Source organism: Micromonospora sp. CA-249363 (genome assembly GCF_050950185.1).
Lineage (GTDB): Bacteria > Actinomycetota > Actinomycetes > Mycobacteriales > Micromonosporaceae > Micromonospora.
This window is the reverse complement of record NZ_CP192020.1, coordinates 331,066-351,471: the sequence shown is the minus strand read 5'-3', so window position 1 is coordinate 351,471 and position 20,406 is coordinate 331,066. Positions and strand designations below refer to the sequence as shown.

Genomic DNA, 20,406 nt, shown 5'->3' with positions numbered 1-20,406 from the left:
CTTGCACTTTCGGTTGTTGACATGAGCGGGAATGCCCCTTGTGTCACGACAGAAAGTGCAAGATCGCGGGGGGAGGGGGGCGGGTCACGGGCGAGGACGGACGGGGACCACCAGGGGGCCGTTGGTGCCGGGGAGCACCCGGACGCTCGCCCGGTAGTGGGTGGCGAGGAGGTGTTCGGTCAACACCTCGTGTGGCGTGCCGGTCGCCACCACCCGGCCCTCGGCGAGCATGACCATCCGGTCGGCGTACTCGCCCGCGAGGGAGAGGTCGTGCATGGTGGCGAGCACCGTGAGGCCATGTGCCCGGCGCAACTGATCGACCAGTTCCAGGACCTCCTGCTGATGGCCGATGTCCAACGCGCTGGTCGGCTCGTCGAGCAGCAGCAGCGTCGCGCCCTGGGCGAGCGCCCGAGCCAAAAAGACGCGCTGTCGCTCTCCCCCGGACAGGGTGGCCAGCTCGCGACGGTGGAAGCCGCTGAGGTCGAGGCGGTCCAGCACGTCGTGGACGGCGGCCACGTCGGCGGCCGACTCCCGGCCGAGCGGCGGGATGTACGGGGTGCGGCCGAGCAGCACGTAGTCCAGAACCGACATGCCGGGCGGCACCACCGGGGACTGCGTCACCGTCGCCACCACCCGGGCGCGTTCGCGACGGTGCAGGGCGCCGCTCGGCGTACCGAAGAGGGAGATGGCGTCCGGCGCGGGCAGCAGGCCGCCGACGGCGCGCAACAGGGTCGACTTGCCCGCGCCGTTCGGGCCGATCACGGTGACCCACTCGCCGACGGCGACGGTGAGGTCGACGCCGGTGAGGATCGGCGTGCCGTCCAGGCTGACGTGCAGCTCGCGGACCTCGACGGCCGGCGCACCCGGAGTCACGTGAGCACCCGGCGGGCGGTCCGCAGCACGAGGACGAAGAACGGGCCGCCGAGCAGGGCGGTGACCACGCCGATGGGCACCTCCGCCGGGGCGGCGACGGTACGGGCGGCCACGTCGGTCAGCGCCAGGAACGCGCCGCCGAACAGCAGCGACAGCGGCAGGATCACCCGGTAGCTCGATCCGGCGAGCAGCCGGACGGTGTGCGGCACGATGATGCCGACGAAGCCGATCAGGCCGGTCGCGGAGACCGCCGCGGCGGTGCCCAGGGACGCGGCGGCGATCAGCAGGTAGCGGGAACGCTGCGGGTGCAGGCCGAGGCTCGTCGCCTCGTCGTCGCCGAGCGCGAGGACGTCCAGCTCGCGGCGGTGCAGCAGCACCACGACCGTGGTGACCGCGGCGTACGGCAGCACGAGCAGCACGTCGTGCCAGCCCGCCGTGGCCAGCCGTCCGAGCAGCCAGGAGTAGACCGGCTGGATGCTGTCCGCGTGGCGCTGGAGGAGGTACGTCTGCCCGGCGGAGAGGAACGCCGAGACCGCGACCCCGGCCAGGATCAGCATGGCCGGGGACCGGCTTCGTCCGCCGGCCGCGCCGAGCAGGTAGGTCATCGTCACGGCGAGCAGCGAGCCGACGAACGCCGCCAGCGGAATGGTCAACGGAAGTCCGGAGATCGCGCCCTGCCGACCGACGCCGCCGAGGGCGATCACCGCGGTGACCGCGAGGCCCGCGCCGGCGGCCACGCCGAGCAGGTACGGGTCGGCCAACGGGTTGCGGAAGACGCCCTGGTAGCAGCCGCCGGCGAGGGCGAGCAGACCGCCGACGAGCAGGCCCAGCACGACGCGGGGCAGCCGCAGTTCGGTGACGATGGCGATTTCCCGCTCGGTCAGTCCGCTGTCGAGGTGCACGCCGGGGATCAGGTTGAGCAGCTCGGCGGCGACGCTGCCCGGTGGCAGGCTGACCGGCCCGAGCGACACCCCGGCGACGAGCGCGACGAGCACCGCGAGGACCCCGATGACCAGCCAGCGCGTCCGCAGCCCGGCGGGCCGGGACGCCGCCGCAGTCAGTTCACCGGGTTGACGAGCAGCCGGGACCGGCCCGCCGGGCCGGGGCGCGGATCGCGTCCCGGCCGGCGGGGTCTCGGGTGTCGGGGTGGTCACCGGCGGCGTTCCGGTCACCGACGGACGACGGTCACGCGGGCACCTTGGCGACCGCGTCGATGATCGTCCGGAGCAGGTCGACGATTCGCGGGCCCCAGCGGGAGGCGATGTCGTCGTCCAACGTGACGACCTGGTTGTTCTTGACCGCGGTGAGCCCGGCCCAGCCGCTGCGAGCCTTCACCGAGTCGGCGTTCTGCTGGCAGCACTTGGAGTCGGCCAGGAAGACGAAGTCAGGGTCGGCCTTGACGATGACCTCCTGCGACAGCTGGGGATAGCCGCCGTTCTTGCCGTCGGCGTCGGCCGGGTCGGCGATGTTGGTCAGGCCGACGAGGCTGTAGATCGAGCCGATGAAGGTCCTGCTGGTCGCGCTGTACAGCTCCGGGCCCAACTCGTGGTAGTAGGTGAGCTTCTCGGTGCGCTGGGGCAGGTCCTTGACCAGCTTGGCGATGTCGTCCTTCATCCGCTTGGCGACGTCGGCGGCCTGGTCGGCGTGCCCGGTGAGGGTGCCCAGGTCGGTAATTTGCTGGTACGAGTCGTCGAGCGTGGTCGCCGCCGGGGTCAGGTACACCGGGATCTTCAGCTTGCCGAGCTGGTCGACGATCTTGTTGGTGTCGTTGGAGAGCACCACCAGGTCCGGGTTCTTGCCGGCGATCGCCTCGGCGTTCGGCTGGAAGCCGGACAGGTCGCTCTTGGGCGCGTCAGCCGGGTAGTTGGACTGGTCGTCGACGGCGCTCACCTGCGAGCCGGCGCCGATCGCGAAGAGCATCTCGGTGGCGCTGGGCGACAACGAAACGATCTTCTCGGGCCGCTTGTCGAGGGTGAGCGAGCCGACCGTCACCGGGTAGCTGGCGGCCGCGGTGCCGGCGGCCGGCTTGTCGTCGGTCTTCTCCGCGCAGGCGCCGAGGGCGAGCGCGGCGACCGCGAGGGTCGCGGCGAAGAGCCGAGGGGTACGTCTGAACATGGGGCCTCCTGTCGGTCGAGGAGTGTGGTGCTTCGCCGACAGGACTTCGGTACGCCCGCCCACGAGGCGCCCTTCCTCGAGAGCGCGTGTCGCGACCCCGCCGCAGGCGACCTGGCTCGTCCCCGCCGTCGGGCGGGGCATCACAGTTGCGGGACAGCGCCGGTTTCACACCGGCTTCGCTGCGGAGTGGTCGCTAAGACGGTAGCGCAGGCCCGGGAGCAGGTGGTGGGGCCCCGCAGGGGCGGTACGGGGCCCCACCCGCTCAGGAGGCGGTGATGGTGACGTTGTCCACAGCCGCCTCCACCAGGCTGGCGCCGGACGCGTCCGCCGCCTCGACGAGGATGCGGACGGACTGCCCGGCGTACGGGCTCAGGTTGAGGTTCGCCACCGCCCAGCTCCCGTTACGGTTGCTGGCCGCGCCGGCCTGGGTGAGCAGGGCGGTGGTGCCGCCGTTGTGCACCACGCTCACCCGGAGGTAGTCGGCCGACGAGGCGTTCGAGCCGTGCGCCAGGTACCAGGCCAGCGAGAGGGTCAGCGTGCCGGACGACGGCAGGGTCACCGCCGGGGACCGGGCGCTGGTCACGCCGCCGTCGACGTCGTAGTCACCGGCCGCCGACCCGGCGAGCCGGCCGGTGACCAGGTCGTTCGAGCCGGCGTACGGGGTGAGCTGCTTCGCTCCGGAGGAGGTGGTCGCCTGCGCGGCGCCCCGCTCCCACGCCCCGAGCGTCGCGGTGTCGGTGCCGGACGGGTTGATCGTCCAGCCGGTGGCGGTCTCGAAGGTGTCCGACCAGACCGTGGTGCCCCCACCGCCGCCGCAGTACTGCGGCTGCTTGCCGATGGCCCGGTACGGGCAGTCGGCGTACTCGCTGAGCATCAGGACGGCCTCGCGGTTACGGGTGGTCTGCGCGGGGATCACCTCGTCGGGCGGGTAGAAACCGCCGCCGCTGGACGAACCCGGGTACATCTCGAAGGTGTACGCCCAGATGCCGTGGGTGGCCCACATCCAGTCGATGCTGGTGCCGTCGGCGATGTAGAGGTCGCTGGACTGCTCCGGCGTGTAGCTGTTGGTGGCCGCCATCTGCTGGCCGATGGTGGCGAAGGTGTTGTACTGGTCCGCGCTCATCCCGGACGGGTTGTTCGCGGTCGTGTAGCCGAAGGGCCAGAGCACCAGCTGCGAGTACGTGTGGAAGTCGATGTTCGCCTTGATCTGCTGGGCGCCACCGACGACGCGACTGTTGACGAAGTTGCGCAGCGCCTGCGTCTCCGGGGCGGAGAACGCCGACGGCCCGCGGTAGGTCTCCGACGAGGTGGTGCCGGACGACCCACCGCAGCAGCCCCACTGGTAGGACCAGTTGCGGTTCAGGTCGGTGCCGACGTTCGACGAGCCGCTGTTCGGCTGGCGGTTCTTGCGCCAGGACCGGTACGACCCGGTGGCGATGTCGTACTCGCTGCCGTCCGGGTTGACCGTCGGCACGATCCAGATCTCCCGGCTGTTGACGATGCTGGTGATCCGGGAGTCACTGCCGTAGCTGTCGGTGAAGAGGTTGAGCAGATAGATCGCCATCTCGACGGTCAGGTGCTCGCGGGCGTGCTGCTGGGCGTTGAACAGGATCTCCGGCTCGTTCTCGTCGGTGCCGACGTTGTCGGAGATCTTCACGGCCATCAGGTCGCGGCCCTCGTACGACGTACCAATGCTGATCTTGCGGGCGATGGCCGGATGGTCGGCGACGGCCTGGTTCACGACGGCGGTCAGTTCCGCGTAGTCGTGGTAGTTGGAGTCGGCGGGCGGGAAGGCCAGCGTGCCCACCTCGCCCGCTCCGCGCTCGGCGCTCGGTGGCGGGGCGAGCGGTTCCAGCCGGAAACCGAGCTTGCTGATCGCGGCGGCCTCCGCGGCGGTGGCCGAGACGTGCAGGACGCCGTGCTCGGAGTAGTCGATGGCGGCCCCGGTGCGGGCCACCGCGTTGCGGTCGGTGAAGGTCCGGGGGCCGAGCACCCGGTAGCCGGCGGCGGCCGACTCGGCGGCGCGGTCCGGCGCCGGCTCGGCGGCGACCGGTCCGGCGGCGACGGTGACGATTCCCAGTCCGGTGACGACGGCGAGCACCAGGACGCGGCGGAGAGAGTGAGGTGGGCGGAGGGCCATGGACTACCTCCTCGAAGGGCGGAAGATCCCGCTCGGTGATGCACACTTCACCACCAGTCACATGGTCATATCAATATCGATCGCTGGGAAATCCATCCCAGGTTGACCATCGCTGCGGCAATGATTTTCTTCCGCTCAACATCTGGCGAAACTTCCCTCCAAGCGGAAAACTGACCAGCGACGATGCCCCCACTCGACACCCGCGGAGCACCCATGGCCCCCTCCCGCCTGCACGCGGCCGCCCTCGCCGGCGTCAGCGCGCTCACCCTGCTCGCCACCGCGGCCCCCGCCGCGGCGGCCCGGCCACCCGCACCCGCCCACGACGAGCAGATCACCTTCCAGGACTGGTCCGGACCCGCCGACTGGCACCGCGGCAGCCAGGCCGGCACCCGCGTCGTGCCCGGCCCGCGCGCGGGCGTCACCCTGGCCCGCCCGACCGGCACCACCGAGTACGCGGACCCGCACACCGGCGCCACCCGCACCTGGGAGTACGGCACCTGGACCTCACCCGTCACCCGGATCGGGTTCGACGCGACCGAACTGATCGCCTCCTGGAACGCGGAGACCCCCGCCGGCACCTGGATCCAGGTGGAGATGCAGGGCGGCTACACCAACGGCGACCAGACGCCCTGGTACGTCCTGGGCCGCTGGGCCTCCGGCGACACCGACATCAAGCGGACCAGCGTCGACGGGCAGGGCGATCCCTGGTCGACCGTCTGGACCGACACCTTCAGCATCGACGACGCCGACGCCGGGGTGCTGCTGCGGTCGTACCAGCTGCGGCTGACCCTCTACCGGACGCCCGGGCAGACCGCCGCCCCGGTGGTGCGGATGCTCGGCGCGATGAGCTCCACCGTTCCGGACCGGTTCACCGTCCCGCCGAGCGCCGGGCACATCGCCTGGGGCGTCGAGCTGCCGGTGCCGCGCTACTCGCAGAACATCCACAAGGGGCACTACCCCGAGTACGACGGCGGAGGCGAGGCCTGGTGCTCGCCCACCTCGACCGAGATGGTCGTCGAGTACTGGGGGCGCCGGCCGTCGGCGGCCGACACGTCCTGGGTGGACCCGACCTACCCCGACCCGACCGTCAACCACGCCGCCCGGATGACCTTCGACTACGCGTACGACGGCGCGGGCAACTGGCCGTTCAACACCGCGTACGCGGCCAGCTTCCCCGGTCTGGAGGGGCGGGTCACCCGGCTGCACTCACTGGACGAGCTGGAGCGCTTCATCGCCGCCGGCATCCCCGTGGTGACCAGCCAGTCCTTCCTCGCCAGTGAGCTGGACGGGGCGAACTACGGCACCTCCGGGCACCTCTTCGTGGTGGTCGGCTTCACCGCCGACGGCGACGTCATCGTCAACGACCCCGCCTCGTCGAGCAACGACGTCGTCCGCAACGTCTACAAGCGCGCGCAGTTCGAGCAGATCTGGCTGCGTACCAAGCGCACCAACGCCAGCGGCGGAGTGTCCGGCGGCTCCGGCGGCATCGCCTACCTGATCAAGCCCGAGTCAAAGCCCTGGCCCAAGGTCCCCGGCTCCACCAACTGGTAGACCGACCGGCCCGCCCAGCGCCGTTGATCATGAAGTTATTGCCCGACCGCGCGGCGTGTCGAGGCAATAACTTCATGATCGCCGGGCCTTTTCTGGGGGTTCTTGCCCTACGGCTGCCGCCGCTCGCCCTCGTCGGACTGCTCGTCCTCGCTAGGCTGCTCGTCCTCGCCGGCCAGGGCGGAGCGGAGGCGCTCCTTCTCCGCCTTACGCCGCGCCGTGGCCTCCGCCATCTCGTGGGCCATCTCGTCGCGCCAGCCGCGCAGCAGGAAGAAGGAGAGCGCGGCGGAGAACGCCAGCGCCAGGATCAGCTTCAGGAAGATGTCCACGTCGACCAGCCAGAGGGCCGCCAGCACCGCGACGAACAGCCCGATCCGGCCCAGCGTGTACTTGAGCGCCGCGCTCACCTCATGCACTCCGTTCTCCGCGCCCGGTGGGCGCGTCATTCAGCCGGTCCGGCGGGCCAGCCAACGGACGCCGGGGAACCAGATCGTCGCGTACGCCACGGTGAACGCCGCCGCCGCCAACGCGCCGGACAGCAGCGGCGGCAACCCCGCGCCCAGCCCGGCGATCAGCAGACCCACGAACACCGCGACCGCCGCCGCGACGAGCGCCGCCACCACCCGGGCGGCACCGAACGACCAGGCCCGGAAGTCGTCCCAGAAGAGCCAGGCCGGCAGGATCACCGCCAGCCAACCGTTGGTGTGCCCGAAGTCGCCGGCGCCGAACGACGCGAACGCCCACTCGAACAGCACGAGCGCCAGCACGCCGATGACCAGGCCGGCCAGACACACCCCGAGCAGGTCGCCCAGCGTACGCACGCGTCCCTCGGCGTCCCGTCGGGGAAAGCCGCCCTGCTGCTCTGCGCTGCGCTGCTCGGTCATCGACTGCGAGGGTACGTGGTGTCTCAGGCCCAGACCTGCTGCGGCTCGGCGCGGCGCTCGGCCAGCGACGGCGCCCTGTCGTACTCCCGGACCACGTTGTAACGGGTGTCCCGCTCGACCGGCTGGAAGCCGGCGTCCCAGATCAGGTGCAGCAGGTCCTCGCGGTGCATGGTGTTCGGGGTGCCGTACGAGTCGGCGTCGTGAGTGATCTTGTATTCGACCACCGAGCCGTCCAGGTCGTCCACGCCGAAGTTCAGCGAGAGCTGGGCCACCGAGAGGCCGTGCATCACCCAGAAGTTCTTCACGTGCGGCACGTTGTCGAACAGCAGCCGGGACACCGCGAACGTCTTCAGCGACTCGGCCGGCGAGGCCATCGTGGTCCGCGCCTGGATCCGGTTACGGACCTTGCCGTCCGCCGAGTCCACGAAGTCGTGCTGGTAGCGCAGCGGGATGAAGACCGCGAAACCGCCGGTCTCGTCCTGCAACTCCCGCAGGCGCAGCACGTGGTCGACGCGGTGCCGGGGCTCCTCGATGTGGCCGTAGAGCATGGTCGCCGGGGTCTTCATGCCCTTCGAGTGCGCCAGGGCGTGGATCCGCGACCAGTCCTCCCAGTGGCACTCGTGGTCGACGATGTGCTGCCGGACCTCCCAGTCGAAGATCTCCGCGCCACCGCCGGTCAGCGACTCCAGGCCGGCGTCCATCAGCTCGTCGAGGATCTCGTCGGCGCTGAGGCCGCTGATCTTCTCGAACCACTGCACCTCGGTCGCGGTGAAGCACTTGAGCTTGACGTTCGGCAGCGCGGCCTTCAGCTCGCGCAGCACCTTCGGGTAGTAGCGCCACGGCAGCGTGGGGTGCAGGCCGTTGACGATGTGCAGCTCGGTGAGCTGCTCACCCTCCATCTCCTTGGCCTTGCGGACCGCCTCGTCGATGCGCATCGTGTACGCGTCCTTCTCGCCCGGCTTGCGCTGGAACGAGCAGTACGCGCACGACGCCGAGCAGACGTTCGTCAGGTTGAGGTGCCGGTTGACGTTGAACATCACCCGCTCACCGTTCAACTCGGTGCGCCGGTGGTGCGCCAGCCGCCCCAACCAGGTCAGGTCGTCGCTCTCGTAGAGGGCTACGCCGTCCTCCCGGGTCAGCCGCTCACCGGCGTACACCTTCGCTTCGAGCTCACGCTTGAGTCCGGCGTCCATGGCACGTCCCTTCCACCTGCGGTCTTTCCCGAGGGTACGTCGGCGCCCCGGTGGGCACGGCGGCACGGTCGGCGACAGCGATCCGCTTCACCGGACTCTCAGCCTCCCGTAACCTGCCGACGCATCGACATAGTTGGCGCTGTGCGGTAAGACAAGATGGGGCGGAACTCACACACTGGTACCGTCCCGACGGCCGCGCCCACCGAGCGCGGCGACGAGCACCGGACGGGGAGCGGAATGGTCGACAGCGGGCGCGGGCGACGGCAGCGACGACGGAGCCCGGTGATCTCGCCGGTGCTGCGGCCGAAGCTCTGGGCCGCCCTGCTCGGCGCGATCGCCGCCGCCGTGCTGGCCACTCCCGCGTACGCCGAGCCCACCGTGCCCTCGACCGTGCCGGACGCCGGTGCGCGTCCGCCGGCCATCGGCGCCCCGCAGGTGCCCGGCAACCCGCCGGTCGCCGGCGTCCCGGCGCCCCCGGTGGTCAACCTCGGCAACGGCCCGCTGGCCGCCCAGATCGCCGCCGCCGAGAGCCAGGTCGGTCTGCTCGGTGACCAACTACTGCTGACCCGGCAGAAACGCACCGACGCGCAGGCGCAGCTCGTCGCGGCCGGCAAGGTGCTGGCGACCACGCAGGACGCCCTCCTCCGCGCCCAGCAGGCCGCCGACTCCGCCGCCTCGGACGCGGTCAAGGCGGCCGCCGCCCTGCCACCGGGTGACTTCGTCGACGACATCCAGGGGCTGAGCCGGCTCCAGCGCATCAACCGCGGCGAAAAGGTCGAGGGCGCCACCACCGCCGTGACCGGCGAGCTGGCCCGGGCCCGCGCCAACGAGCAGGCCGCCTACCAGGCACACGCCACCGCCAAGGCCGCCGTCGACGCCGCCGAGGTGGAGTTCACCACCGGCGAGAAGGCGCTGCGCACCGCCGAGACCGGCCTGCTCAAGCTCCGCAAGGACAACGCCGCGCAGCTGATCCTGCTCGAACGGCAGCAGGAGGCCGCCGACCAGCAGTTCGGGTCGGGCTACGTCGCCGGGCAGAACACCAGCGGCATGTCCGCGCACCCGCGGGCCCTGGCCGCCGTCCGGTACGCGCTCGCGCAGCTCGGTGACCCGTACAAGTGGTCCGAGGAGGGGCCGAACGAGTTCGACTGCTCGGGCCTGATGTGGGCCGCGTACCGCTCCCCGGGCGCCGACTACTTCGACCTGCCCCGGGTCTCCCGCGACCAGTACGCTGCCACCCGGTCCCGCACCGTACGGGCCACCGAGGCGCTCCCCGGCGACCTGCTGTTCTTCGCCTCCGGCAGCAGCTGGACCACGATCCACCACGTCGCCATGTACATCGGCAACGGCAAGATGGTGCAGGCGCCCACGACCGGTGACGTGGTCAAGATCTCGACGGTCGGCTGGAACCGCCTCTACGCCGTCACCCGGGTGATCGGGGCGGTGCCGACGCCGAACGTGCCCCTCCCGCCCGTGCCGCCGCCCACCACGACCAAGCCGACGCCGACCGCCAAGCCGACGCCGACCCCCAAGCCGACGCCCACCGGCAAGCCGACCACGAAGCCGACGACCCCGCCGCCCGGCACGGGTACGCCGACGCCCACCGGCTCTCCGACCGCCACGCCGAAGCCGACCGGCGGCACCTCGCCGACCCCGACCGGCAGCCCGACCAACACGCCGACGACGCTGCCGACGCCACCCACCACGGCACCGGCCAGCTCGTCGGCCTCCGCCACCACCACGCCGTCCACCAGCCGGAGCGGGACGACCAGCGACAGCCCGAGCGCAGGACGCTGATCCGCCACCGGGGCTCCGGCTGTCCGCCTGGGACGATCTGTGGCACGGTGACAACCAGGCACACCCGGTCCGATGTCACGGGCCGGGTGCGAGCGTGGCGCGGAGGGCGGAGATGGCCGAGCAGAAAGATCCGGCGGAGAGTGTCGACGTCGACCGGGCCGACCCACCGGAGCTGACGACCGCAGATCCGGCGACCGACGCCGACACCGCCTCGGCGGCCGGAGCTTCCACCGTCACGACCAGCGCCGACCCGGACACCGCGCCCACCAAGGCCACCGCAGCGGACGACTCCCCCGCCGCCCAGAACGACGACGCCGCGCGGGACGAGGACGCCGCGCTGCTCGGCGACGCCGCACGGAACGACAACGCCGCGCGGAACGACGACGCCGCGCGGAACGACAACGCTGCGCGGGACGGCAACGCCGCGCGGAACGACAACGCTGCGCGGAACGACAACGCTGCGCGGGACGGCAACGCCGCGCTGCTCGGCGACGCCGCACGGGACGACAACGCCGCGCTGCTCGGCGACGCCGCACGGGACGACAACGCCGCGCTGCTCGGCGACGCCGTGCGGGGCCACGATGCCGCCGGTGACGGCACCGCGGGCGACCTCTTCGACGACGCCGCCACGCACGGCGACGGAACGGACGTCGGGCCGTCGGAGGACGTCGCCGCTGATCCGACCGCCGCCCCGGTGCGGGCGCGGGCCAGCGTCGCGACAGCGCAGGCACGCCCCGGTGATCTTCCGGTGAGCGCCCCGGCCACCGCGACCACCTACCGGGGCTCGGCCAGCACCTTGCCCGCCCAACGGGAGAGCTCCACCACACCGCCATCGGCCGACGGCTCGGCCGCCCCGGCGCGCGCCCGTGCCTCGGCGTCGGTGACCGCCAGCGCCACCGCGCCGACCAGCGCCACCGCCCCGGAGCCCCGCGCTGTCACGGCACCGACCAGCGCCACGGCCTCGGCGACCGCCAGCGCCACCACGCCGACCAGCGCCACCGCCACGGGCTCCACCCCGGCGCGGGCCAGCGCCACGGTGCCCGGCAGCAGCCGGGTCGAGGCCGGCGGCGAGACCGCGCCGGAGTCCCGGGCGAGCACGTCCGCCGTCTACCGGTCGGGGCCGGTGAATCCCGAACCGCCGGAGCCGGCGCAGCCCCCGGAGCCGGCCCAGCCACCCGCGCCGCCGACTCCGGAACCGACGCCGCCGGGGCCGGGCGAGCCGGAGCCCGCGCCGAGCCCGGGGCCGTACCCGCCCGGTCCGACGCCGACGCCGGGTCCCTCCCCCACGCCGCGCCCGGACCCGGTTCCGCCGGTCCCGGGACCGCCCGTGCCACCACCCTCGCCGCTGCCGCCTTTCCCCGGGCCGCCCACGCCACCCGTACCCGGGCCGCCGATGCCGCCGCCCGGCCCGCCGGTGCCCGCGCCACCGCCGCCGCCCGGCCCGATGCCGGCACCGCCGTTCCCGCCCCCGCCGGCGATGATCGGTACGCCGGGCGCACAGGCCACCGCATCGGTCTCCGCGCCGCCGGCCGCTGGATGGACCGCCGGGCCGGACGCCCCGGGCAACGCCTGGGCCGGTACGCCCGTGTCCACCCCGCCGGTCGTTCCCGCGCCCGCGCTGCCGACCTGGCCCCCGTCGACCACCACCCCCCTGACCGGCGGTACGGACCACCGGACGACCGCCCCGCATGGCGGGCCCGAGCGGCGAAACACGACGTCCGGCGGTCGTAGCGGGGCCCGTGCCGGTGGTGCCGACCAGGCGGGCACCGTCTATGCCAGCGGTGACGGGCCGGGTTTCACCACGATCGCCCTGCCGGCCAACCCGGCGGTGGAGAATTCCGGCTCGCTGACCGGACACATCCTCGCCCAGGGCTGGGCGGACACCTCGGCCGAGCGCTCCCGGAACACCCGTGTGGTGATCGTCCTGATCGCCGCGCTGGGGCTCCTGATCGGGATCAGCGTGCTGGTCGTCCTGCTCGCCAACAACGCCCTGGACGGTCTGATCGGCGGCGCCCTCGGCGGCTGATCCACGCCACGGATGCGATGGTGAGTCCGCCCACTACGGTCGGTCAACCGGCTGGCGGCTCGGCCGAACCGCCGTACACTGGTCAGGATCACTGACCTGGCGCGCCCCATGCGCGCCCATGGGCGATCTTGCGGGCGATCCGGCGGCACAGCCGCGGCAGGCCATCGCGAAGATGCGCCCCGCTCGAAAGGCATTTGTTGACCACCTCTGCTGACCCCAGCACCGTTCCGTCCGTTTTCGATTCCGTCCCGGCGGCCATCGATGCCCCCGAGACGTCCGACGCCCCCGAGACGTCCGCCGCTGTTCCGGCCGAGACCGCCGAGTCGATCGACTTCGCCGGTCTGGGCCTGCCCGAGCCGCTGGTTCGCGCTCTGGCCCGACAGGGCATCACCGCCCCCTTCCCGATCCAGCGGGCCACCGTCCCCGACGCCCTCGCCGGCCGGGACGTGCTCGGTCGTGGGCAGACCGGGTCGGGCAAGACCCTGGCCTTCGGCCTGCCGCTGCTGGCCCGCGTCGCCGCTGGGCGCCCGGCCCGTCCCATGCGGCCACGCGCCCTGGTCCTGGTGCCGACCCGCGAACTGGCCATGCAGGTCAACGACGCGCTCCTGCCGTTGGGTAAGTCGCTCAACGTGTTCCTGAAGACCGCCGTCGGCGGTGTCCCGTACGACCGCCAGATCGACGCGCTCCGGCGCGGCGTGGAGATCATCGTGGCGACCCCGGGCCGGCTCGGCGACCTGATCGAGCGCGGTGTCTGCCAGCTCGACGACGTCGAGGTGACGGTGCTCGACGAGGCCGACCAGATGGCCGACATGGGCTTCCTTCCCGAGGTGACCGAACTGCTGGCGAAGACGCCGGCCGGCGGCCAGCGCCTGCTCTTCTCCGCCACTCTGGACGGTGACGTCGACGCGCTGGTCAAGCGGTTCATGAACGACCCGGTGACCCACTCCACCGCGCCGTCCACCGCCTCGGTGTCCACCATGGACCACCACATGCTGTTGATCCCGCCGCACGACAAGTTCCCGGTGGCCGCCTCGATCGCGGCACGGGACGGGCGGACGATGGTGTTCGCGCGTACCCAGATGGGCGTCGACCGGCTCGTCGAGCAGTTGGCCGCGGTCGGCGTACGGGCCGGTGGCCTGCACGGCGGCAAGACCCAGCGGATGCGGACCAAGACCCTCGCCGAGTTCCGCGAGGGCCGGATGAACGTCCTGGTCGCCACCGACGTGGCGGCCCGGGGCATCCACGTCGACGGGGTCACGCTGGTGCTGCACGTCGACCCGCCGAAGGACCCGAAGGACTACCTGCACCGCGCGGGTCGTACCGCCCGTGCGGGCGAGTCCGGCGCGGTCGCCACGCTGGTGCTGCCCAAGCAGCGCCGTACCACCCTCGCGATGATGGAGAAGGCCGGCGTCGCGCCGGCCGAGACCCGCGTCCGGGTCGGCGACCCGGTGTTGGCGGAGCTGATCGGTGCCCGCGAGCCCAGCGGCGTTCCGGTTCGCGTCGAGGCGGAGCCGCGCGGCTTCGGGGACCGCTCCGGCGGTGGGCGACGGTTCGACGACCGTTCCGGCGGCCCGCGCCGGTTCGGCGACCGGCCCACCGGCGAGCGTCGGTACGGCGACCGTCCGCAAGGCGAGCGCCGCTACGGCGACCGGCCCACCGGGGAGCGGCGCTTCGGCGACCGTCCGCAGGGCGACCGGCAGTACGGCGACCGTCCCCAGGGCGAGCGCCGCTACAGCGACCGGCCCACCGGGGAGCGGCGCTTCGGCGACCGTCCGCAGGGCGACCGGCAGTACGGCGACCGCCCCCAGGGCGAGCGCCGCTACGCCGACCGGGACAGTCGGGGTTACGGCGACCGTCCGCAGACCGACCGGGGTGACCGGCCGGCCGGCGAGCGGCGCTACGGTGACCGGCCGCAGGGCGACCGGCAGTACGGCGACCGTCCGCAGGGCGAGCACCGCTACAGCGACCGGCCGACCGGTGAGCGCCGCTACGGCGACCGACCGACCGGTGAGCGCCGCTACGGCGACCGTCCGCAGGGCGACCGGCAGTACGGCGACCGTCCTCAGGGCGAACGCCGCTACGCCGACCGGCCGCAGGCCGACCGGGGTGACCGGCGCTTCGCGGAGCGCGACAGCCGGGGCGGCTACCGCTCCGAGGGTCGCGGTCGGGACGACCGGCCGCGCGACGATCGGCGGGGCTTCGGCGGGCGGCCTCCGGCGCGTACCCACTGATCTTCTGATTTACCGGGACGCCGTCGCGGAGCTTGTGCTCCGCGGCGGCGTTCGCGCATGCGCTGCCGATGGCGTCCGGGTCGCGTAACGTCCGGCTCATGGCGACCATGACCAAGTCGATCTTCTGGTCCCGGACGGACACCGCCGGCAGCGAACAGGCTCTGCTCGACGACGGTGACGCGTTGTCGGCGCGCGGCACGATGCTCGCCGTCGACCCGATTCCGTTCACCGCCCGCTATCGGCTGACGACCGCGCCCGACGGGAGCACCGCCCGGGTCGAGGTCGAGGCCGAGGGGTCGGGTTGGCTTCGGCGCGTGACCCTGGAGCGGGGTATGTCCCGCTGGCGGGTGACCACCGCCGAGCAGGGCGACCTGGACGCCGCGCTGGTCGGTGCCGGACACCCGCGGGCCGGTCTGCCCGGCACCGACGACCCGGATCGCCTCGCCGACGCGCTCGACGTCGACCTGAGTGGCTCGCCGCTGTTCAATGCCCTCCCGGTACGCCGGCTCGGGTTGACCGGCGGGCCGGCCGACATGCCGCGCCGGATCACCGTCGCGTGGGTGCTGCTGCCGGGGCTGGAGGTGGTGCCGGCCGAGCAGGTCTACACCGGGCTCGGTCCGGGCCGGGTGCGGTTCGCCAGCGGCACCTTCACGGCGGAGATCGACCTGGACGCCGACGGTTACGTGGTGCGCTATCCGGGCCTGGCCGAACGGATCGACCCCCGCTGAAGGCACACCCAGCTCAGGCGGGCCACTCCCCGCTGCTCAGGAAGCGCTCGACCGTCGCGCCGTGCGGCGTCAGGTCGAGGCCCTGGGCGGCGACCCAGTCGTCGGAGTAGTACGTGTCGGCGTACCGGTCACCGGCGTCACAGATCAGGCTGACCACCGAGCCGGTCCGCCCTGCCGCCAGCATGCCGGCGATGAGACCGAACGCGCCCCACAGGTTGGTGCCGGTGGAGCCGCCCACCCGGCGACCGAGAACCGCCGAGCCGGCGCGCATCGCGGCCAGCGAGGCCGCGTCCGGCACCTGGACCATCCGGTCCACGACCGAGGGCAGGAAGGACGCCTCGACGGTGGGCCGGCCGATCCCCTCGATGCGGGAACCCTTGCCGGTGCGTACGGACCAGTCGGCGGCCACCCAGGCGGGGTAGAAGGCGGAGTTCTCCGGGTCCACGACGCAGAGCTTGGTGGCCAGGCGGCGGTAGCGGGCGTACCGGCCGATGGTGGCGCTGGTGCCACCGGTGCCGGCGCCGACCACGATCCAGGCCGGGATGGGGTGCCGTTCCAGTTCCAACTGCGCGTAGATCGACTCGGCGATGTTGTTGTTACCTCGCCAGTCGGTGGCCCGCTCGGCGTACGTGAACTGGTCCATGAAGTGGCCACCGGAGTCCTCGGCCAGCCAGCGGGCCTCGACCACGACGCCCGCCGGGTCGTCCACCAGGTGGCACCGGCCGCCCTGGAACTCGATCTGCGCGATCTTCTCCGGCGAGGTGGAGGCGGGCATCACGGCGATGAACGGCAGGCCGAGCATCCGTGCGAAGTACGCCTCGGAGACCGCCGTGGAGCCCGAGGACGCCTCGACGATCGTGGTGTGCGGACCGATCCAGCCGTTGCAGAGACCGTAGAGGAACAGCGAGCGGGCCAGCCGGTGCTTCAGCGAGCCGGTCGGGTGGGACGACTCGTCCTTGAGATAGAGGTCGATTCCCCACGCCCGGGGCAGCGGGAACGGCAGCAGGTGGGTGTCGGCCGAGCGGTTCGCGTCCGCCTCCACGGCGGCGATCGCCTCGGTCACCCAGCTACGGCTGGCCTCGTCGCACCGGTCGAGATGAGTCACGCCGGAAACCTAGCAAGCAGGTCAGCGGCCTTCAGCTCCGGTCCGTGGACCTCGACCGGCGGGACTGCCGGCGCTGACCGGCCCGGCCGACGGCCGTGAGGAACGGGATCAGTGCGGCGGTCAGTCGGGGCAGGGCGTCCAGCAGCCGGACCTGGGCACCCCGCCAGCGAGGCAGACTGACCACCGGGCGGGGCCTGCGGGCCAGCCGGACGACGCGGGCGGCAACCCGCTGCGGGGTCAGCATCGACCCGGTGAACGACGCCAGCGCGCCCGGGTCGTCCAGCCGGTCGTGCAGCATCGGCGTCCAGATACCGTCCGGGCAGAGGCAGGAGACGTGCACCCGTCGGTGGCCGGCCATCCGCAGGTCGGACAGGGTGCCGAGGCTGAACGCCAGCAGGGCGTGCTTGCTGGCCGCGTACATCGTCTCGCCGGGCGCGGCGACGAGCCCGGCCAGCGAGACGACGTTGAGGACGTGGCCGTGACCCTGGCGGCGCATCACCGCGAGCGCGGCGAGCGTGCCGTTGATGGCGCCCAGCGCGTTGACGTCGAACACCCGGCGACGGGTCGGCTCGTCGTGCTCCCACGACGGACCGGTCACCAGGATGCCGGCGTTGTTGACCCAGAGGCCGAGGCCGCCGCGGCTCGCCGCGAGCTGGGCGATCGCGGCGCAGGCGGCCTCGTCGCGGACGTCCAGGGCGGCCGACCAGCCACCGGACGGCGCGGCCGCAGCAGCTGCCGCGTCCAGGTCGAGGTCCGTGAGAAGCACCGACCAGCCGTCGGCGTGCAGCGCGGCGGCGACGGCACGGCCCAGGCCGCCGGCGGCCCCGGTCACCACGGCCACGCCGCGTCCCGGCAAGGTCATCGGCGCACGCTACCGCCGCGCCGAGGGCGACACCAGGGGTACGCCGGTCAGGTGGGCTGCGGGCCGACCGGCTGGGGGCGGTTCTCCCACTTGGTGGAGAGGGCGATGGCGGTGCGCGTGGAGGCGACGCCGGGCGTCCGGTTGAGCCGCACGATGAGTTGCTCCAGCTCGGCGATCGTGCCGACCCGGGCCTTGAGCAGGAACGACTCGACGCCCGCCATGAAGTAGCAGGACTCGATCTCGGGCAGCACCCGCAGCGACTCCAGCATGTCGTCGGAGTCCGCCCCGGAGTCCTCGACGATGCCGATGAGCGCGGTGACGCCCAGCCCGATCGCCTCGGGCGCCACGTCCGCGCGGTACCCCAACACCACGCCGCTGCTCTCCAGCTTGCCGACGCGTTCGTGCACGGCCGGGGCGGAGAGGCCCACCTGCCGGGCCAGCTCGGCGTACGACAGGCGGGCGTTGCCTCGCAGCAGGTCGACGAGGCTCAGGTCGATGGCGTCCACGGGGAGTGACCTTAACGCGTTGGGCGTAACGCGAGGCCTTCGGCATCCGTTGGTCAGGACAGTGAGTAACTGTTCATAAACTGACGGTCTAGGTAGGGGTCGCACCAGTACCATTTACTAACTTCCCAGTCAGTGCATTTTTCGCGTTTGGCGGACAGGCCAGGTCCCTGGTGCTGTAATTGCCATACGTCCCTCATGACGGCTCTGGGCTCGCACCAGCCGGGGGCAGTGTGTTCAGCCAGGGGCTTCGTCGACGCGAGGAGGGGGCTGTGGACACTGGAGATCGCCTGCTGACACCGGGCGAGGTCGCCGCGCTGTTTCGGGTGGACCCGAAGACTGTGACGAGATGGGCGGCGGCCGGCCGGATAGGAAGCATCCGGACTCCAGGCGGGCATCGCCGGTTTCGGGAATCCGAGGTGCGAGCCCTGCTTGAGGGGGAGGGCATGCTGGACGAGGTGGATGAGGTCGGAAAGCCACGCAACGTGGGTCCGGCCGCCTCCACGGGGCCGGGTCCGGCCAACGCCGGCATGTACTGAACAGGTGCGGACAACGTCAGGCGGACCGGACACCAGTCCGGTCCGCGCACCACTGGAACAGTCGGGATGACCGTTCAGCTCCGGGCAGCGCCGAGCTGGCCGGACCACCGACGGAACAGGGTGTGTGGCACGCCGAGCGCGTCCAGCACCTTGCCGGCCACGAAGTCGACAAGTTGCTGGGCGCTGGCCGCCGCGCCGGCGCCGTAGAAGCCGGGGCTGGCCGGCAGCACCACCGCACCGGCGTCGTGCAACGCGATCAGATGCTCCAGGTGGCTGCGGGTCACCGGCGTCTCCCGGGGCACCACCACCACCGGTCGGCGCTCCTTCAGGTTGACCTCGGCGGCACGTTGCAGCAGGTCCTTGGAGAGCCCGATCGCGATGCCGGCGCAGGCCGCGGTGCTGGCGGGCACGACGGCCATCCCGCGTACCCGGTAGGAGCCGCTGCTCGGTCCGGCAGCCAGGTCACCAGCCGGCCAGTGGCGTACGTCCGCTCCGGTCAGATCCCGGCCCAGCCAGGCCGCGAGGTCGTCGGCCCAGTGCGCGTCGCGGAACGACCGGCCGGTCTCGTCGAGCAGGGTGAGCCGTGCCGCCCGGGACACGATGAGGTCCACCGGCTCGCCCGCGTCGAGCAGCCCGCCGACGACGGCTGCCGCGTACGGCGTACCGGAGGCCCCGGACACGCCGACCACCCATGGTTCCCGCATGCCCCCAGCCTGCCTGGTCCGTGCCGCGCGCCGCTGGGCACCCCACGATCCGCCGCTCCCCGGGCCGAGTTGTCCGGCCGGGTAGGTGGTTGTCCCGCCGACCTGCGATGCTGCCGGTGGCGATTCGCACCGGGAGCAGTTCGCGCGGGAGGCATCGGTGACGACCGGCGAGATCCTCTGGGCGCTGCGCGATGAGTGCCCCATTCCGCCCCGGCTCTCGCCGCACGCCGACCGGGTTCAGCAGTGGCTCGTCGGCATTCTGCCCGAGCTGGGCATGCCGCTGGACGACGCCGCGCTGCACCGGCTGGCCCGGGGCGGCTTCGCCCGGTACGCGGGGCGGCTCTACCCGGACGCCGACGAGGCCGACCTGCGGGTGCTGACGGCCCTCTTCACCTGGTTCTTCCTCGTCGACGACGCCTGCGACGGCCCACACCGGCTCAGCTCCGCGCAGATCCGGGCGCTACGCGACGGGACGTTGGCGCTCCTGCGCGACGGTCCCCGCCTCCGTCACGCCGGCCTGACCGGTCCGCTGCGGCGGCTGCTGGTGCTCACCTGGCGGGAGCCGCGACGCCGGATGCCATTCCGGTGGAGGCTGCGCTTCGCCGACGCGGTGGGCCGGCACCTCGACGGCACCTGGCGCGAGGCGGTCAACAAGGAGGGCGGGCTCCGGCCCGGCCTCGACGAGTACGTCGAGTTGCGGCGATCGACCTCGGCGGCCGAGGTGTCGTATCCGCTGGTGGAGTTCGTCACCGGCCGACCGTTGCCCGATCCCGTCTACCACCACCCGCTGCTGCGCCAGATCGCCCGTACCGGCAACGACCTGCTCTCCTGGTACAACGACCTGGCCTCGCTGGAGAAGGACCGGTCCACCTCGGGCGGGCACAATCTGGTCCTGGCGACGCAGGCCGAGTGGGGCGTCTCGTCGGAGGAGGCGGCGCGGCGGGTGGCCGAGCGCTGGCGTGCGGCGATGCGACAGTTCATGGTGCTCCGCGCCGCCGTGCCGTCGTTCGGGCCGGCGTTGGACGAGGCCGTCACCGACCATCTCGACGGGGTCGCGTACGCCGTGCGCGGCACCATCGACTGGACCCTGGAGAGCGCCCGCTACCCGACGACCGCCCGACCCTAGGGTCAGGGTCGTGAGCCCCTAGGGTCGGGGTCGTC

At 72.5% G+C, this 20,406-nt stretch carries 18 protein-coding genes and 1 riboswitch; of the genes, 7 read left to right on the top strand and 11 right to left on the bottom strand.

Translation table 11 applies throughout. From position 1 onward, the window contains the following. Positions 1 to 84: 84 nt before the first annotated feature. From ACQPZK_RS01725 to ACQPZK_RS01710, 4 genes are all read right to left on the bottom strand, one after another. Positions 85 to 873, bottom strand: a complete 789-nt coding sequence (locus ACQPZK_RS01725; protein WP_433536601.1) for an ABC transporter ATP-binding protein — start codon at positions 871 to 873, stop codon at positions 85 to 87. Continuing rightward, a complete protein-coding gene (locus ACQPZK_RS01720; protein ID WP_433539078.1) occupies positions 870 to 1,934 on the bottom strand; it encodes a FecCD family ABC transporter permease in 1,065 nt (354 codons plus the stop codon). Before ACQPZK_RS01720 ends, ACQPZK_RS01725 begins: the two co-directional genes overlap by 4 nt. Before the next feature lie 124 nt (positions 1,935 to 2,058). Further along, complete coding sequence (locus ACQPZK_RS01715) at positions 2,059 to 2,988, bottom strand: ABC transporter substrate-binding protein (protein WP_433536600.1); 930 nt, start codon at positions 2,986 to 2,988, stop codon at positions 2,059 to 2,061. A gap of 110 nt (positions 2,989 to 3,098) precedes the next feature. After that, a riboswitch (cobalamin riboswitch) is annotated at positions 3,099 to 3,163 on the bottom strand. Positions 3,164 to 3,250: 87 nt separating this feature from the next. Then, complete coding sequence (locus ACQPZK_RS01710) at positions 3,251 to 5,128, bottom strand: M14 family zinc carboxypeptidase (protein WP_433536599.1); 1,878 nt, start codon at positions 5,126 to 5,128, stop codon at positions 3,251 to 3,253. Positions 5,129 to 5,341: 213 nt separating this feature from the next. Here ACQPZK_RS01710 and ACQPZK_RS01705 point away from each other — a divergent pair, with 213 nt between their 5' ends. Next, a complete protein-coding gene (locus ACQPZK_RS01705; RefSeq protein ID WP_433536598.1) occupies positions 5,342 to 6,679 on the top strand; it encodes a C39 family peptidase in 1,338 nt (445 codons plus the stop codon). A 107-nt stretch (positions 6,680 to 6,786) separates the two neighbouring features. Here the strand turns inward: ACQPZK_RS01705 and ACQPZK_RS01700 are convergent, their stop codons facing one another. From ACQPZK_RS01700 to mqnE, 3 genes are read right to left on the bottom strand one after another with little or no spacing between them, the layout of a single operon-like run. Then, the gene (locus tag ACQPZK_RS01700) at positions 6,787 to 7,083 is read right to left on the bottom strand and encodes a DUF4229 domain-containing protein (protein ID WP_433539077.1); all 297 of its coding nucleotides are present in this window, start codon (positions 7,081 to 7,083) and stop codon (positions 6,787 to 6,789) included. A gap of 39 nt (positions 7,084 to 7,122) precedes the next feature. Continuing rightward, the gene (locus ACQPZK_RS01695; RefSeq protein WP_433536597.1) at positions 7,123 to 7,560 is read right to left on the bottom strand and encodes a hypothetical protein; all 438 of its coding nucleotides are present in this window, start codon (positions 7,558 to 7,560) and stop codon (positions 7,123 to 7,125) included. Positions 7,561 to 7,583: 23 nt separating this feature from the next. Beyond that, positions 7,584 to 8,753 carry an aminofutalosine synthase MqnE gene (gene mqnE, locus ACQPZK_RS01690; protein WP_433536596.1) on the bottom strand — a complete coding sequence of 390 codons (1,170 nt, stop codon included), beginning with the start codon at positions 8,751 to 8,753 and terminating at the stop codon, positions 7,584 to 7,586. Positions 8,754 to 8,990: 237 nt separating this feature from the next. Here mqnE and ACQPZK_RS01685 point away from each other — a divergent pair, with 237 nt between their 5' ends. From ACQPZK_RS01685 to ACQPZK_RS01670, 4 genes are all read left to right on the top strand, one after another. Next, on the top strand, positions 8,991 to 10,547 hold the full coding sequence (locus ACQPZK_RS01685; protein WP_433536595.1) for a C40 family peptidase: 1,557 nt from the start codon (positions 8,991 to 8,993) through the stop codon (positions 10,545 to 10,547). A gap of 112 nt (positions 10,548 to 10,659) precedes the next feature. Continuing rightward, on the top strand, positions 10,660 to 12,573 hold the full coding sequence (locus ACQPZK_RS01680) for a hypothetical protein (RefSeq protein ID WP_433536594.1): 1,914 nt from the start codon (positions 10,660 to 10,662) through the stop codon (positions 12,571 to 12,573). A 197-nt stretch (positions 12,574 to 12,770) separates the two neighbouring features. Then, positions 12,771 to 14,804 carry a DEAD/DEAH box helicase gene (locus ACQPZK_RS01675; protein ID WP_433536593.1) on the top strand — a complete coding sequence of 678 codons (2,034 nt, stop codon included), beginning with the start codon at positions 12,771 to 12,773 and terminating at the stop codon, positions 14,802 to 14,804. Between the two features lie 107 nt (positions 14,805 to 14,911). Next, the gene (locus tag ACQPZK_RS01670; protein WP_433539076.1) at positions 14,912 to 15,532 is read left to right on the top strand and encodes a putative glycolipid-binding domain-containing protein; all 621 of its coding nucleotides are present in this window, start codon (positions 14,912 to 14,914) and stop codon (positions 15,530 to 15,532) included. Between the two features lie 13 nt (positions 15,533 to 15,545). On the opposite strand, the gene ACQPZK_RS01665 is transcribed toward ACQPZK_RS01670, so the two are convergent. From ACQPZK_RS01665 to ACQPZK_RS01655, 3 genes are read right to left on the bottom strand one after another with little or no spacing between them, the layout of a single operon-like run. After that, a complete protein-coding gene (locus ACQPZK_RS01665; protein WP_433536592.1) occupies positions 15,546 to 16,637 on the bottom strand; it encodes a PLP-dependent cysteine synthase family protein in 1,092 nt (363 codons plus the stop codon). 31 nt (positions 16,638 to 16,668) lie between these two features. Beyond that, entirely contained in the window at positions 16,669 to 17,499 is an 831-nt protein-coding gene (locus tag ACQPZK_RS01660) for an SDR family NAD(P)-dependent oxidoreductase (RefSeq protein ID WP_433536591.1), read from the bottom strand. A 47-nt stretch (positions 17,500 to 17,546) separates the two neighbouring features. Continuing rightward, positions 17,547 to 18,005 carry an Lrp/AsnC family transcriptional regulator gene (locus tag ACQPZK_RS01655; protein WP_433536590.1) on the bottom strand — a complete coding sequence of 153 codons (459 nt, stop codon included), beginning with the start codon at positions 18,003 to 18,005 and terminating at the stop codon, positions 17,547 to 17,549. Between the two features lie 269 nt (positions 18,006 to 18,274). On the opposite strand from ACQPZK_RS01655, the gene ACQPZK_RS01650 reads away from it, so the two are divergent. Further along, positions 18,275 to 18,541, top strand: a complete 267-nt coding sequence (locus ACQPZK_RS01650; protein WP_007454516.1) for a BldC family transcriptional regulator — start codon at positions 18,275 to 18,277, stop codon at positions 18,539 to 18,541. Between the two features lie 74 nt (positions 18,542 to 18,615). On the opposite strand, the gene ACQPZK_RS01645 is transcribed toward ACQPZK_RS01650, so the two are convergent. Next, on the bottom strand, positions 18,616 to 19,245 hold the full coding sequence (locus ACQPZK_RS01645; RefSeq protein WP_433536589.1) for a UbiX family flavin prenyltransferase: 630 nt from the start codon (positions 19,243 to 19,245) through the stop codon (positions 18,616 to 18,618). Positions 19,246 to 19,402: 157 nt separating this feature from the next. Here ACQPZK_RS01645 and ACQPZK_RS01640 point away from each other — a divergent pair, with 157 nt between their 5' ends. Beyond that, complete coding sequence (locus tag ACQPZK_RS01640) at positions 19,403 to 20,371, top strand: terpene synthase family protein (protein ID WP_433536588.1); 969 nt, start codon at positions 19,403 to 19,405, stop codon at positions 20,369 to 20,371. The last annotated feature ends 35 nt before the right edge of the window (positions 20,372 to 20,406 follow it).

Coding starts and splice junctions, on each gene's coding strand:
- ACQPZK_RS01645 (WP_433536589.1), bottom strand. CDS start 19,245: ATGCGGGAACCATGGGTGGTCGGCGTGTCCGGGGCCTCCGGTACGCCG.
- ACQPZK_RS01715 (WP_433536600.1), bottom strand. CDS start 2,988: ATGTTCAGACGTACCCCTCGGCTCTTCGCCGCGACCCTCGCGGTCGCC.
- ACQPZK_RS01670 (WP_433539076.1), top strand. CDS start 14,912: ATGACCAAGTCGATCTTCTGGTCCCGGACGGACACCGCCGGCAGCGAA.
- mqnE (WP_433536596.1), bottom strand. CDS start 8,753: ATGGACGCCGGACTCAAGCGTGAGCTCGAAGCGAAGGTGTACGCCGGT.
- ACQPZK_RS01710 (WP_433536599.1), bottom strand. CDS start 5,128: ATGGCCCTCCGCCCACCTCACTCTCTCCGCCGCGTCCTGGTGCTCGCC.
- ACQPZK_RS01705 (WP_433536598.1), top strand. CDS start 5,342: ATGGCCCCCTCCCGCCTGCACGCGGCCGCCCTCGCCGGCGTCAGCGCG.
- ACQPZK_RS01680 (WP_433536594.1), top strand. CDS start 10,660: ATGGCCGAGCAGAAAGATCCGGCGGAGAGTGTCGACGTCGACCGGGCC.
- ACQPZK_RS01695 (WP_433536597.1), bottom strand. CDS start 7,560: ATGACCGAGCAGCGCAGCGCAGAGCAGCAGGGCGGCTTTCCCCGACGG.
- ACQPZK_RS01660 (WP_433536591.1), bottom strand. CDS start 17,499: ATGACCTTGCCGGGACGCGGCGTGGCCGTGGTGACCGGGGCCGCCGGC.
- ACQPZK_RS01685 (WP_433536595.1), top strand. CDS start 8,991: ATGGTCGACAGCGGGCGCGGGCGACGGCAGCGACGACGGAGCCCGGTG.